Origin of the sequence: Mesorhizobium loti (assembly GCA_014189435.1) — a bacterium.
In the GTDB taxonomy this organism is placed as follows: Bacteria; Pseudomonadota; Alphaproteobacteria; order Rhizobiales; family Rhizobiaceae; genus Mesorhizobium; species Mesorhizobium loti_G.
The window spans coordinates 7,124,498-7,137,867 of record CP050293.1 but is presented as its reverse complement, the minus strand read 5'-3'; the positions used below and the strand labels follow the sequence as shown (position 1 = coordinate 7,137,867).

Annotated in this window: 15 protein-coding genes and 1 pseudogene; 8 read left to right on the top strand and 8 right to left on the bottom strand. The window is 64.4% G+C overall.

Annotation, left to right across the window (positions count from 1 at the left end; translation table 11 throughout):
- The first annotated feature begins 13 nt into the window (after positions 1 to 13).
- Together HB777_34365 and HB777_34360 are read left to right on the top strand one after the other, a co-directional pair.
- A complete protein-coding gene (locus HB777_34365; GenBank protein QND68528.1) occupies positions 14 to 2,605 on the top strand; it encodes a TIGR02302 family protein in 2,592 nt (863 codons plus the stop codon).
- A gap of 52 nt (positions 2,606 to 2,657) precedes the next feature.
- Complete coding sequence (locus HB777_34360) at positions 2,658 to 3,029, top strand: VOC family protein (protein ID QND68527.1); 372 nt, start codon at positions 2,658 to 2,660, stop codon at positions 3,027 to 3,029.
- Here the strand turns inward: HB777_34360 and HB777_34355 are convergent.
- Complete coding sequence (locus tag HB777_34355; GenBank protein ID QND68526.1) at positions 3,008 to 3,889, bottom strand: LysR family transcriptional regulator; 882 nt, start codon at positions 3,887 to 3,889, stop codon at positions 3,008 to 3,010. The two genes, HB777_34360 and HB777_34355, sit on opposite strands and share 22 nt — an antisense overlap.
- Positions 3,890 to 4,111: 222 nt before the next feature.
- On the opposite strand from HB777_34355, the gene HB777_34350 reads away from it, so the two are divergent.
- Complete coding sequence (locus HB777_34350) at positions 4,112 to 5,059, top strand: DMT family transporter (protein QND68525.1); 948 nt, start codon at positions 4,112 to 4,114, stop codon at positions 5,057 to 5,059.
- Here the strand turns inward: HB777_34350 and HB777_34345 are convergent, their stop codons facing one another.
- The 3 genes from HB777_34345 to HB777_34335 all read right to left on the bottom strand — a co-directional run bounded on the left by HB777_34345 (position 5,060) and on the right by HB777_34335 (position 6,718).
- Positions 5,060 to 5,431, bottom strand: coding sequence for a response regulator (locus HB777_34345; protein ID QND68524.1), 372 nt, complete (start codon positions 5,429 to 5,431; stop codon positions 5,060 to 5,062).
- Between the two features lie 75 nt (positions 5,432 to 5,506).
- The gene (hpt, locus tag HB777_34340; GenBank protein QND68523.1) at positions 5,507 to 6,049 is read right to left on the bottom strand and encodes a hypoxanthine phosphoribosyltransferase; all 543 of its coding nucleotides are present in this window, start codon (positions 6,047 to 6,049) and stop codon (positions 5,507 to 5,509) included.
- Positions 6,050 to 6,073: 24 nt separating this feature from the next.
- A complete protein-coding gene (locus HB777_34335) occupies positions 6,074 to 6,718 on the bottom strand; it encodes a hypothetical protein (GenBank protein QND68522.1) in 645 nt (214 codons plus the stop codon).
- A gap of 192 nt (positions 6,719 to 6,910) precedes the next feature.
- On the opposite strand from HB777_34335, the gene ftsE reads away from it, so the two are divergent.
- From ftsE to HB777_34320, 3 genes are all read left to right on the top strand, one after another.
- Complete coding sequence (ftsE, locus tag HB777_34330) at positions 6,911 to 7,570, top strand: cell division ATP-binding protein FtsE (GenBank protein ID QND68521.1); 660 nt, start codon at positions 6,911 to 6,913, stop codon at positions 7,568 to 7,570.
- Entirely contained in the window at positions 7,563 to 8,558 is a 996-nt protein-coding gene (locus HB777_34325; protein QND68520.1) for an ABC transporter permease, read from the top strand. Before ftsE ends, HB777_34325 begins: the two co-directional genes overlap by 8 nt.
- A 133-nt stretch (positions 8,559 to 8,691) precedes the next feature.
- Positions 8,692 to 9,417 (top strand): YdcF family protein, encoded by a 726-nt coding sequence (locus HB777_34320; GenBank protein QND68519.1) that lies wholly within the window; start codon positions 8,692 to 8,694, stop codon positions 9,415 to 9,417.
- A gap of 43 nt (positions 9,418 to 9,460) precedes the next feature.
- Here the strand turns inward: HB777_34320 and HB777_34315 are convergent, their stop codons facing one another.
- The 3 genes and pseudogenes from HB777_34315 to HB777_34305 form a co-directional block, all read right to left on the bottom strand.
- Positions 9,461 to 10,072, bottom strand: a complete 612-nt coding sequence (locus tag HB777_34315; protein QND68518.1) for a pyridoxamine 5'-phosphate oxidase — start codon at positions 10,070 to 10,072, stop codon at positions 9,461 to 9,463.
- Between the two features lie 25 nt (positions 10,073 to 10,097).
- Positions 10,098 to 10,217, bottom strand: a pseudogene (locus HB777_34310) (DUF1348 domain-containing protein).
- Positions 10,218 to 10,269: 52 nt separating this feature from the next.
- Positions 10,270 to 10,821: a peroxidase-related enzyme gene (locus tag HB777_34305; GenBank protein QND68517.1), complete on the bottom strand. Its 552-nt coding sequence runs from the start codon at positions 10,819 to 10,821 to the stop codon at positions 10,270 to 10,272.
- Positions 10,822 to 10,919: 98 nt separating this feature from the next.
- On the opposite strand from HB777_34305, the gene HB777_34300 reads away from it, so the two are divergent.
- Together HB777_34300 and HB777_34295 are read left to right on the top strand one after the other, a co-directional pair.
- The gene (locus HB777_34300) at positions 10,920 to 11,825 is read left to right on the top strand and encodes a LysR family transcriptional regulator (GenBank protein ID QND68516.1); all 906 of its coding nucleotides are present in this window, start codon (positions 10,920 to 10,922) and stop codon (positions 11,823 to 11,825) included.
- A 77-nt stretch (positions 11,826 to 11,902) separates the two neighbouring features.
- A complete protein-coding gene (locus HB777_34295) occupies positions 11,903 to 12,703 on the top strand; it encodes a 1-acyl-sn-glycerol-3-phosphate acyltransferase (GenBank protein QND68515.1) in 801 nt (266 codons plus the stop codon).
- 25 nt (positions 12,704 to 12,728) lie between these two features.
- Here the strand turns inward: HB777_34295 and HB777_34290 are convergent, their stop codons facing one another.
- On the bottom strand, positions 12,729 to 13,355 hold the full coding sequence (locus HB777_34290) for a LysE family translocator (protein ID QND68514.1): 627 nt from the start codon (positions 13,353 to 13,355) through the stop codon (positions 12,729 to 12,731).
- Between the last annotated feature and the right edge of the window lie 15 nt (positions 13,356 to 13,370).

Below are 13,370 nucleotides of genomic sequence, written 5' to 3'. Positions count from 1 at the left end.
ACAGGAAGGGCCGATGACGCAACGACCCACCTCCAGCAGCGATCGCGGCCTGGCCGGGCGCCTAGCCTTGAGCCGGCTGGCGACGCGGGTCTCGATGATGGTCGAGCGTGGCTGGCCGTTATTGCTTCCGCTCGTCATCGTCGCCAGCCTGTTCCTCAGCGTCTCCTGGCTCGGCCTCTTCTCCCGGCTGCCGGACATGGCGCGCATCGGCCTCGTCGCCGCATTCGCCATCGCGGCATTGGCCGCGGTTTACCCGCTGCGCTTCTTCCGCCTGCCTGGCGCCACCGAAGTCGACCGCCGCATCGAGGCGGCCAATCAACTGCTGCACAGCCCGGTGCTGGTGCAGACCGACCGGCCAAGCGGCCGGGAAAGCAGCTTCTCGCAGGCGCTGTGGCGCGAACACCAGAAGCGCATGGCCGGAAAGCTCGACAGCCTTGGCGCCGACCTGCCGCGCACACGCGTGCCGGAACGCGACCCCTGGGGCCTGCGCGCGGTGGCGGCACTTTTGCTCGTTACCGCCTTCGCCTTCTCCTTCGGGCCGACTGGCGGCAGGATCAGTGACGGCTTCAATGCCCATGGCGCGCACGACGCCGTGCCGCCGCGCATCGACGCCTGGGTGACGCCACCGGCCTACACCGGCAAGCCGCCGATTTTCCTGACCGCCGACGCCAACCAGGCGACCCCGACCTTTACCGTTCCCGAAGGCAGCGACGTCTCGCTACGCGTGACCGGCGGCTCCGGCGAGGAAACGCTCGGCTATGCCGACAAGAATGGCAATTCCCGCACCATCGACCCGGCCGGCCCGCAGGCCACCGCCAAGCAGGCGGCAAGCCCGGCGACGCCGTCCAAGGTACGCCAGTTCACCGGCAAGTTGACCGGCGACGGCACGCTGACGCTGACGTCGGGCGAGGACCAGCTCGGCCGTTGGGCCTTCGCGGTCATATCCGACAAGCCGCCGCAGATCCGCTTCGTCGGCGAGCCGAAGCGCGCCGCCAATGGCGCTTTCGAACTCAACTATCAGATCGACGACGACTATGGCGCCGCTACCGCAAAGGCGGTGTTCGCGCTCGCCGATCCGCAGGCGCCCAATGCACATCCGCTCTATGGCCCGCCTGAAATGCCGCTGACGTTGCCGCGTCGTGGTGGCAAGTCGAACGCCGCCAGGACCTCGAAGGATCTGACCGAGCATGTCTGGGCCGGCAGCAGCATCAAGCTGACGCTGGTTGCCACCGACGATGCCGGCCACACCGCTTCGAGCGAAACCAAGACGCTGCTGATGCCGGAGCGGCCATTCGCCAATCCGCTGGCGCGCGCGGTGATAGAACAGCGCCGCCTGCTGGCGCTCGACGCCAACGCCAAGCCGCGCGTCTTCGACCTGATGGACGCCATCACGTTGCGGCCGGAAGACACGTTCGACAACATGTCCCACTACCTCGCCATCATGAGCGCCCGCAGCCGACTGAAGATGGCCGACAGCGACGATCAATTGCGCAACGAGGTCGCCTATCTCTGGGAAATCGCGCTCGGCATCGAGGAAGGCAATCTCTCGGCCGCGGAAAAGCGGCTGCGCCAGGCGCAGCAGGCGCTGCAGGACGCCATCAAGAATGGCGCCAGCGACGCTGAAATCGAAAAGGCGATGAAGGAACTGCGCGAGGCGATGAACCAGTTCCTGCAGGAATTCGCGGAGCGCGCCAAGCAGAACCCCAGCGCTCCGCAGATGCAGCAGAACGGCCAGGAACTGCGCCAGAGCGACATCGACCGCATGATGGACCAGATCGAGAATCTGGCGAAATCGGGCGACCGCGACAAGGCCCAGCAATTGCTGTCGCAACTGCAGGACATGATGAACAATCTCCAGGCCGGCCGCCAGCAGCAAGGCGACCAGCAGGACAGCGAGATGCGCCAGCAGATGGACAAGCTCGGCGAGATCCTGCGGCGCCAGCAGGAGATGATGAACGACACCTTCCGCATGGACCAGATGCAGCGCGGCGAGCGCCAGCGTGGACAGAACCGCGACGAGCAGCTCGGCGAAGGCAACGGCCAGGATGAGGACAAGCCAGGGGTCGGCGAGGACCGCGATCCGCTCGCCCGGCAAAAGCCGATGACACCGCAGGAATTCGCCGAAGCGCTAAAGCAGCTGCAGCAGGGACAGGGCCAGCTGAAAAGCGACCTCGAGCAGCTGAAGAAAGGCCTCGAAGGCATGGGCATGGAGCCTAATGAAGGATTTGGCGAGGCCGGCAAGTCCATGGGCAATGCCGAGCAGGCGCTCGGCGAAGGCCAGGGCGATGAGGCCGTCGGCCATCAGGGCCGGGCACTGGAGGCGCTGCGCAAGGGCGCCAAGGACATGATGAAGCAGATGCAGGCCATGCAGGGCGATCAGGGCGGCAGCGAGCAAGGCGGCCGCCAGCAGAACGCCGATCGTGATCCGCTCGGTCGGCCGCGCGCCAGCCAGGGTCCCGATTTCGGCGATTCGGTGAAGGTGCCCGACGAGATCGACGTGCAGCGCGCCCGTCAGATTCTGGAAGCGATCCGCAAACGGCTCGGCAATGCGCTCAGCCCCGACATCGAACGCAGCTACCTGGAACGGCTGCTCGAGCTGAAATAGGGATTGCCGCCTCCACCCCGCCCGAAAGCCCTCTCGAACGGTTGCACCCCCTATGCCGAAACTTGGCACTGTCACGCCCATTCTGCGCATCTTCGACATTGCCAAGGCGCGTGAATTCTATGTCGGCTTTCTCGGCTTCGAGGTGCAGTGGGAGCATCGCTTCGACGACAACGCGCCGCTCTACATGGCGATCGGCCGCGACGCCTGCGTCCTGCATCTGAGCGAACATCACGGCGATGGCGCGCCTGGCATTGCCGTGCGCATCAAGGTCGAGGACATCGCCGCACTGCATGGCGAACTGATCGGCAAGAAATACCGCTTCGCCAGGCCGGGCCTGGAAGAGACGCCGTGGAAGACCCGCGAGGTATCGGTCGCCGACCCATTCGGCAACCGCCTGCATTTCTACGAGGATGCCACCGGCTGATTCAGCCTGTTGACGAACGCTTCGCGGATCGCCTCCTGCATGCCGTCGATCGCCTCGCCTGACGCATTCGGGTTGCGATGCATCACCACATTCGAGGAATCGATGTCGCCGAACCCGTCGGCGGACGTCAGCTCACGGCAGCCGTCCGGAATGTTGCTGCGCGAAATCGGCGCGATCGCCAGCCCTGATGTGACGGCAAGCTTCAAGCCGCCGGTGGTGTCGCTGGTATAGGCGACACGGTAGGCGAGCCCGCGCTGCTCCAGTGATTTGATGGCAAAGTCCTTGCACCAGCCGGCTCGGTTGTAGAGCGCGATCGGCACCGGCTGTTCCTCATGCATGTGATGCAGGTTCGATGTCACCCATACGGTCGGATCGTGCATCAGTACCTCGCCGCCGGCAGGATCCTGCCATTCGAACACCACGCACAGATCGAGTTCGCCGGCGGCAAGCGCCGCTATCTGTGCCCCCGAATGCGCATAGCGCACCGTGACCTCGACCTGCCTGTGGCGCTTCGAAAAGGCACCGAGCGCGCGCGACAGGATGGCGTGGCCATACTCCTCGGGAATGCCGATGCGCACCGGCCCGCCAAGCGGCGCTGCCGCCATCGACGCCGACGTCTCGTCGAGCAGCGAGACGATGCGGCGGGCGTTGACGATGAGTTCGCCGCCGCGCCGCGTCAGCGCGACGCCGCGCGAACCGCGCTCGAACAGGCTGTCGCCGATCAGCTCTTCGAGCTTCTTCATCTGCATCGACACCGCCGACTGGGTGCGGCCGGCCTGCTCCGCCGCCTTGGTGAAATTGCCGGTCTCGGCAATCGCCACGAAGGTGCGCAGGAGGTCGCTGTCGAGGGTTGGTCGCATGAAATCCGCCATAAGGAAATTTGATCTCTGGTATCATTCCAATTCGTTTGCAACATGTCAAACGCAGGATGATAGTGGCCTCACCCATTGGATATGCGGCTGAGAAATCAGCGGCGGACCAATCAAGAGTCCTCACTCGTGCCCGCTGCCCGAAACGGTGGCGGGTTCTTTTTTCACTTGCAGCAAGCGTGCTTGCGGGCGGTACTGGAGCCTGGAACCCTCATGCAGAACCGGATGGTGCGCGGCATCCTGAGCCTCTGTCTGGGCGTGCTGGTCTTCTCGCTGCAGGATCCGCTCGTCAAAGCCGTGTCGAGCGGTTATCCGGTGACCGAGGTGATGGCGATCCGCTCGATCGTCGCCCTGCCGATCCTGATCTTTCTGGTCCATGCCGATGTCGGCTTGCGGGCGATCCTGTCGAAGCGATTCGGCATGCTGACGGTGCGCGCCTTCATCCAGTTCACCTCCTATACGGTGTACTATCTGGCCATCGCCGCTTTGCCGCTGGCCGATGCGGTGGCGCTCTATTTCATGGCGCCGCTGTTCATCATGGCGCTGGCCGGGCCGTATCTTGGCGAACGCGTCTCCTGGCGGACGCTGGCGACCGTGCTGATCGGGCTGTTCGGCGTCCTCGTGATGCTGCGCCCGGGCGTCGGGCTGTTCGACTGGGCGGCGCTGCTGTCGCTGGGCTCGGCGGCGCTCTATGGTTTCTCGCAGCTGATGGCCCGCAAGATCGGCGACACCGAATCGTCCACCGTCATGGCCTTCTATCAGAACGGCGCCTATCTGATTGGCGCCGCCGTGGTGGCCGGCGCGTTTCACCTTGCCGGCATAACCCACGCCGTCCACCCGAGCCTGGAATTCCTGGTGCGGCCCTGGCTGTGGCCGACGCTGCCGGATTTTCTCAAGATGGCGGCCTGCGGTTTCGTCGCTTCGGCCGGCATGATCCTTCTGTCCCAGGCCTACCGGATGGCGCCGGCCAACCGCGTTGCCACCTTCGAATATACCGGCATCCTGTGGTCGCCGCTGTGGGGCTTCCTGTTCTTCGCCGAGGTGCCGCGGTCGACGACCGTGATCGGTGCTGCCTTGATCATCGGCGCCGGCCTGCTGGCGCTCAACACCGAACGGCGCAAGAGCGCTCCACCCGTGCTCACCGCTGCCGATCCAGCCTGATCAAGCGAAGCAGATCAGTGCCCGTTCGACGCGCGAGCGGATTTCGGCCAGTGTAAAAGGCTTCTGCACGACATCGAGGATGATGCCGTTCAACTCCTCGGCGCGCTCGCGCTGGTCGGCATAGCCGGTCATCAGCAAGATCTTCAACGCCGGGAAGAGCGCTGCCGCCGCGATCGCCATCTCGATGCCGTCCATCTCCGGCATGCGGATGTCGGAGACGACAAGATCGTAGCCGCCACGCGCGGCCTGGATCAGCGAAAGCCCTTGCGCGCCGTCCGCCGCGATATCGATTGTGTGCCCGGCACGCTCAAGCGCGCGGGCGGCCAGGGTGCGGACGGACTCATCGTCCTCGACGATCAGAAGCTTTGCCATGGCCGGCATATTTGGCGCTGAAAAGTTGACTTTTCCTGAAGGCGCGAAGGGTCGGCAGGCCTTTTTGAAAGTCGCTTAGACATCACCCTTGACGATGCCGACGAAGGGTAGCTCGCGAAAGGCGTGGGCAACGTCCATGCCGTAGCCGACGACGAAATAGTCGGGGCAGTCGAAGCCGACATAGTCGGCATTGAGCGCGGTCTGGCGGCGCATGCGCTTGTCGAGCAGCACGGCGATGGAACAGCTCTTGGCGCCCCGCGACAACATCAGATCGCGGGTGAAACTCAGCGTCTTGCCCGATTCGAGAATGTCGTCGATCAACAGCACGTCGCGGCCGGCGACCTCATTGTCGATGTCGCGCAGCACCCTCACCTCGCCGCTGGTGGTGCCGGCGCCGTAGCTGGAGATGAAGATGAACTCGACCTCGGGCGACAGGCCGACATCGTGCATGGCGCGGATCAGATCGGCGGCGAAGATGAACGAGCCCTTCAGCACCGAGATCACCAGCAGATCGTGATAGTCGTGGCCGGCAATCTCCTTGGCGAGCTCGAGATTGCGCCGCGCGATCGCCGATGCCGAAAACAGGACTTCGATGTCCTTGCCGCGTACGATGGGCATTGATGGTCTTTCCCCGATGATCGCCTATTGGGCGAAAGTGACCAAAACGGTCCTTACGCCGTTCTTAGGCACGTCGAGCCGGCTGGCAAAGCCGAATCTTTCGCCCGACGCCAGCGCGCGGCCAGATGTCCCCAACGTATAGCGGGTTGTGCGCCCATCATTGCCGGTCACCCGGATTTCGAGCGGCGGCAGCTGCACCGGCTTTGCGCCATCATTGGCGGCCTCACCATCGACGAACAACGCGGGGTTCGGCCCGGAAGCGTCGACGCGTGACGTGACACCTGAAATGCTGAGCGCCGAGGCCTGCGCGCCGGACAGGAACGGCGCCTGGCGCACCAGCACGTGCCCGCCGGAAACCCAGAAGGCTGCCAACGCGGCGCCAATGCCGGCGATCCAGAAGATCGGCCCGCCGCGCGAGGCCGGTGGCCGTTCCGCCGGGGCTTCGGGCTTGCGCAACATGTCCATGCCCTCGATGGGCGGTGTGACGATCGCGCGCGGCAGGGGCGAAACGCTTTCCACGGCCGGGACAAGACGCGGTATCACCACATAGTCGGCATCGACGATGTCGGCGGCCGAACCACGCATGAACCGGTCCGCTGCGGCAATTGCCGCCGGATCGGTCATGATTTCGCCGGAAACCGGGCGCGCGGTTCGATCGTCAGCCATCATGGCCCCAGCATTGCAGCACGTGTTCGCTTTTCGTTTCTTTTGCGTAAACACAAATGGTTAACGCTTCCCCACCGGAGCCCTCGTGACGAGCCGAAAGAGCCCAGAAATTAACCGCCGGTTAACCATGCCGGCCGATGGTCTTTATCCAGAACAGGCGGGCTCGCTGCCGCGCCGAATTTCAGGTCGCCGAAATTGATTCGTTTCGAAAATGTCGGCCTCCGCTATGGCATGGGTCCGGAAATCCTCCGCGACATCTCCCTGCACATTCCGGAGCGCTCCTTCCAGTTCCTCAGCGGGCCTTCGGGCGCCGGCAAGACGACATTGCTGCGCCTGCTGTTCATGTCGCTGAAGCCGACGCGCGGACTGATCACCATATTCGGCAAGGATCGCTCGCGCATCTCGCGCACCGAACTGCCGCATCTGCGGCGCCGCATCGGCGTGGTGTTCCAGGATTTTCGTCTGCTCGACCACATGACCACCTACGAGAACGTCGCGCTGCCGCTGCGCGTGCGCGGGCGCGAGGAGGCGAGCTACCGCACCGACGTCACCGAGCTGTTGAAATGGGTCGGGCTGGGCGAACGCATGCATGTGCTGCCGCCGGTTCTGTCGGGCGGCGAGAAGCAGCGCGCGGCGATCGCGCGTGCGCTGATCGAGCAGCCGGAAATCCTGCTGGCCGACGAGCCGACCGGCAATGTCGATCCGCCGCTGGCGCGACGCCTGCTGCGGCTGTTCATCGAGCTCAACCGCCTGGGCACCGCCGTGGTGATCGCCACCCACGACCTCGGCCTGATGGAACAGGTCGACGCACGCCGCATGATTCTGGCCGGCGGAAGGCTGGATATCTATGACTGAACTGTCCGCCGACCATCTTGTGGAACGGGAGCACGAGGCCGAGGCGACCGAGGCAAAGCCGCGCGCCCAGCGCAGGATGGCGCCGATCGTGCCGGCGCAGAACATTGCCGGCCGGGCGCTGGTGCTGGTCATCGCCATCATGACCTTCCTGTCCTGCCTGACCTTCGGCGCGGTGACGCTGGTGCGCGACACTGCTTCCGTCTGGGAGAACCAGATCTCGCGCGAGGCGACGATCCAGGTCAAGCCGGTCGACGGCCTCGACATGGAGGCAGCCCTTGCCCAGGCCTCGCAGATCGCCGGCGAGTTTCCCGGCGTCAAGGCAACCAAGATCATCGATCGCGAGGCGACCGCGAGGTTGCTGGAGCCATGGCTGGGTTCAGGCCTCAACATCGACGAGCTGCCGGTGCCGCGCCTGATCATCGTCACCATCGATGAGAGCAGCCCGCCCGATTTCGCTGCCATGCGCGCCGCGATCACACCGAAACTGCCGAGCGCGTCGCTGGACGATCACCGCACCTGGGTCGACCGGCTGGTCGCCATGGCCCGCACCACGGTGACCATCGGCATCGCCGTGCTGGCGCTGATGCTGTCGGCGACGGTGTTGACCGTGGTGTTCGCCACACGCGGCGCCATGGCCGGTAACGGCCACATCATCGAGGTGCTGCATTTCGTCGGCGCCGAGGCACAATTCATCGCACGCGAATTCCGCCGTCATTTCCTGGTCACCGGCATGAAGGGCGCGGCGGCCGGCGGGGCGGCGGCAGTGCTCGTCTTCATCGTCTTTTCCTGGTGGTCGTCACGCAACATGGCGACGCCGCAGGCCGACCAGGCGACCGCCCTGTTCGGCAATTTCGCCATCGGTTCGGCAGGCTATCTCGGTGTCGTCTTGATGGTGCTGGTAATCGGCGGGCTGACGGCGGCGACGTCCCACGCCACCGTCGTTGCCTATCTCAGCGACATCGATGTCCGCCAACCGGATGCAGGCTGATCCATGGCGCCCAAAAGTGGGAACCGGTTTTTGGACAACGACACGGATAAGACAGGGTGATCACGGATGGAGAATTCACGTAACGCAAAGTGCGTCTTTTACCTACCCAAGGCCGCATTTCAGGGTTAACCATATGGCTATGGACGCGCGGGAATCGACCGGTACGGCTGGGCAGATGCCAGTGGTGGTTGCCCGTTCGCATGACCGCCGCACGGTGAGCCGTCTAAGGGCCGCGTTGCGTTTATCCGCTCTCTCCGTCCTCATCCTCGCAACTTTGTTTGCCGGCGGCTTCGGCTGGTTCGCCAACAAGGTCAGCCATCTGACGACGCCCGCCAATCCGGCCAAGGCAGACGCGATCATCGTGCTGACCGGCGGCCAGTCCCGCCTCGATGCCGCGATGGACCTGCTGGCGTCCGGCAAGGGCGAACGGCTGCTGATCAGCGGCGTGCATCCTTCCGCCAGCCGTCGCCAGTTGCAGGCGGCGACCGGTGGCGACATCAGGCTGTTCTCCTGCTGCGTCGACATCGACCGCGCTGCGCTCGACACGATCGGCAATGCCGAGGAAAGCGCCAAATGGGTGGAGAGCCACGCCTATGGTACGGTGATCCTCGTCACCAACAATTATCATATGCCGCGCAGCCTGCTGGAGATGGGCCGGCTGCTGCATGGCGCCAAGCTCGAGCCCTATCCGGTGGTCAATTCCAACCTCGAAAATGGCGGCTGGCTGACCAAGCCGCGGGCCTTGCGGGTGCTGTTCACCGAATACAACAAATATTTGCTGGCGCTGGCGCGCGGCATCGTGCCGGTCAAGCCGACGCCCAACGGCATCGCGCTGGCCGAAACCGCGGCCGGCGGCTGAACCATTAGTCCCCTGCGGCTGCGCCTGCCCCGGCGGCGGCGCCTCAATTCCCCTTGAGACGTGCGATCTCCTGTTCAAGTCGCTCGATGCGCTTGTCCCGCTCGCCGAGCGCGGCCGCCACGTCGGCCGCCTCGAACCGTTGCGGGATATGTTGCGGGCAATTGGCATCCCAGGCCGAGACCGTGAACAGGATGACCTGCTCGGGGCGCGCCTTGTAATCCTGCGGCATCAGCTTCGCCATCAGCTCGGCATCGTTCTCGACAACGCGCGCGGTGCCCCAGAGCTTGATGCGCTGGCGGTGCATGTAGTCGATCAGGAACAGAAAGGCCTGCGGATTGTCGGCCAGATTGCCCTGCGTGATGAATTGCCGGTTACCGGAAAAATCCGCGAAGCCGATCGTGTGTTCATCCAGCACCTTGAGGAAGCCGGCCGGCCCGCCGCGATGCTGGATATAGGGCTGGCCCTCGCCATTGGCCGTCGACAGGAAGACGCTGGTCTGCATCTCGATGAAGGCGGCAAGGTCAGGGGTGATGACAGCCTGCCAGCCGCCACGTTCCTCGACGCGGGCATAGGATTGGCGTGAGCCCTTGCGAGCCTGGATCGCCTTGACCGTCGGCGTGAAGGCGACGTCGCTGGTGATAGCATGCGCGTTCATCAAAAGCCTCCTTGCGGGAAAGTTGCTAAAGCCCGAGTTCCGACAATGTTAGGTGATCGTCCGGCCGCCGGCCGAGCGGCCAGTGATGCTTGCGATCAGCCGCACCGATCGGCAGGTCGTCGATGCTGGCGATGCGCAGAGGCAAGCGCGACCCGTGCCGGGAGGGGGCCGGCGGACACCACCGGCCCTGTCCGCATTCAGGCAGCATCGCGGGCGGAAACAGCCGGAAAATCGATCTCGGTCCGGGCAACCTCGTTGATATAGTTGGTCCAGACGTTCAGCGCGACGTGCTGGACGATCTCGATGATCTGCCCGTCATCATAGCCCGCCAGCCTTACAGCGAAGAGGTCTTCATCGCCGACGTGCCCGCGGCTTTGCGCAACCTTGGCGGCAAAACGCACCGCCGCGGCCGCCTTGGGATCCGTGGAACCGCCATGGCGGTTGGCGATCATCTCGGCTTCATCGAGCTTGGCGAGATTCTTGCCGAGGTAGCTGTGCGCGGAAAGACAATAACTGCAGCCATTGATCTCGGCGACCGCCAGCGCGATGCGCTCGCGCGTCGGCGCCGGCAGCCGGCCCTTGGCCAGCGCACCCGACATGCCGAGATAGCCTTCAAGCGCGGCCGGACTGTTGGCGACCATCCGAAACAGGTTCGGCACGACACCGAGCTGTTTTTCCACTGCCTGCAGCATCGGCTGTGCGGCTGCGGGAGCGGCGGCGATGGACGAAGGCGTGGCGATACGGAGCATGAGAATTCCTCTGGATTTGCCAGCCCTATATGAACCCTTCCATCATGCGGATGTAGATGCCATAATTGTAATCCATCCTTCCAATTTCTGGAAAAACCATGGATCGCCTCGAAGCCATGTCCCTTTTCGTCGCGGCAGCGGAGTCCGGCAGCCTTTCCGCTGCTGCGCGTCGTCTGGGCACTCCGCTGGCGACCGTCAGCCGCAAGGTCGCCGAGCTGGAACGGCATCTCAAGACACGCTTGTTGAACCGGTCGACACGGCGCCTGACGCTGACCGATGCGGGCCACGCCTATCTTGCCGCCTGCCGTCGCATCCTGGAGGACGTCGGAGAGGCCGAGCGTACCGCTGGCGGCGAGTACAGCGCACCGACAGGCGATCTGATCATCACCGCGCCGATCGTTTTCGGCCGCCTTCACGTGCTGCCGGTCGTCACGGCCTTCCTCGCCGCGTACCCGCAGGTGGATATCCGCCTGACGCTCGGCGACAGGATAGCCCAGTTGGCCGAGGACCATATCGACCTCGCCATCCGCATCGGCCGGTTGCCGGACTCGCGTATGATCGCGACCAGGGTCGGTTCGATCGGACATGTCGTGTGCGCAAGTCCGGCGTATCTGGCCGAGTACGGGGCGCCGAAAACCCCGAAAGACCTTGAAACGCATAGCTGCATCACCTTTGAGGGCCTTGGCTCGCTCGCCACATGGACCTTCGCGGTGGACAAAGTTGACGTTCCTGTCCCTGTCCGTTCCAGGCTCCGGGTCAACACCGCCGAGGCAGCGATTGATGCGGCGACCGCGGGGGTCGGGATGACGCGCGTGCTCTCCTACCAGATCGTCGCCGCTGTACGCTCAGGGACATTGCAGCCCGTGCTCAGGGATTTCGAACCTGAACCCTGGCCGGTAAACCTGGTGCATGCCGGCCAGGGCCGGCTGCCAGTGAAACTACGCGCCTTCCTGGACTTTGCCGGCCCGCGCCTCAGGGAACGTCTGGCGCAGGCGACCTGGTAGATGCGCCGCATTGTACCGTTTCCTTTTTGCGCCTGCTTGGTGTAACCAACGCTCACCTCCTGACCGGGCCTCCCCCAATGCTCTATTTCAGATCGCTGACGTTCAATTTCGTCTTCTACGTCAACCTGATCGTCCAGATGATCCTCTGGACCCCCTATTACTTCCTGTCGCCCCGTCACCGCGCCTGGTTCGTGCCGAAATTCTGGTCGCGCACCTCGATGTGGCTCTATGACAAGATCGCCGGAACGAAGAACGACATCACCGGTCGGGAAAACCTGCCCGAGGGCTCCTTCATCCTGGCGCCCAAGCACCAGTCGTTCTGGGATGCGATCGCCTTCTTCCCCTTCCTCCAGGACCCGCTCTACATCTTGAAGCGCGAGCTGACCTGGATCCCGTTCTTCGGCTGGTACATCATGAAGATGCGCATGATCCCGGTTCACCGCGGCAGCCGCTCGAAGGCGCTGAAGGCCGTGGTCGCCGCGACCAAGGAGGAGATGGCCCGCAACCCTCGCCAGCTCATCATCTACCCCGAAGGTACAAGACGCGCGCCGGGCGACGAGCCGGCCTACAAATACGGCATCGTCGAAATCTACACGCAACTTGGCATTCCGGTGGTGCCGGTCGCCCATGTCGCCGGTCTCTATTGGCCGCGTCGGAAATTTCTGCGCTATCCCGGCACCGTGAAGGCGCGTTTCCTGCCGCCGATCCCACCGGGACTGAGCAAGGACGAATTCATGGCCCGGCTGATCGGCGAGACCGAGGCTGCCTGTGACCAGTTCCTGATTGATGCGGCACGCGGCCCGAACCCACCTGCCTTGCCGCCGACAGCGGTGAAAAGGCTGCAAGAGTTGGACGCGGCTGCAAGAACCAAAGTCTGAACCGGAAGTCTCCGGCCGGCAGGTCTCAGCCGAACACCGCCAGCGCGGTGGTCAACACCAGCGTCGCGGCAAAGACCAGATTGATGATCCGCGAAGCCGCCGGCCGGCGCAGGAAGCGCGCGAAAGCTGCCCCCGCGACGAGCCACAGAGCGTGGATGGCAACGATCATCAGGGCGAGAACCGTGAGCTTCAGCCATAGACCAAGCTCAGCGGCGGCCTGTTTCGACGAGGCACCGGCAAACACGGCGGCGATCGCCACATAGGCCTTTGGGTTGGCGACCGCGAGAAGAAACCCAGCCAGCCATGTTGGGCGCGAAGCTTCGGCGGCACGTGCTGCCAAGGACGGGGCCGTGGCGATCTTGAAGGCGAGATAGAGGATGTAGGCGGCGGACGCGGCAGCCAGCAACGGCGCCAGCTTCGGCATCGACGCAAGCACCGCCATGACCCCCGTCGCGACGACCAAAAGCACGGCGATCGTGCCCAGGATGATCCCCCAGGCATAGCCCAGCGAATGGCGCAAACCGAAGGCGGCGCCAACGGCGGTGACGCTTATCGTAGCCGGCCCAGGGCTGCCCATGACGACGGCGGAAGCAAGCACCAGCGCGAGCAGCTGGCGCCAAAGGTCCGGCTGCGAAAGAAGCGGTTCAGTCATCTCACCCTCTGCCTT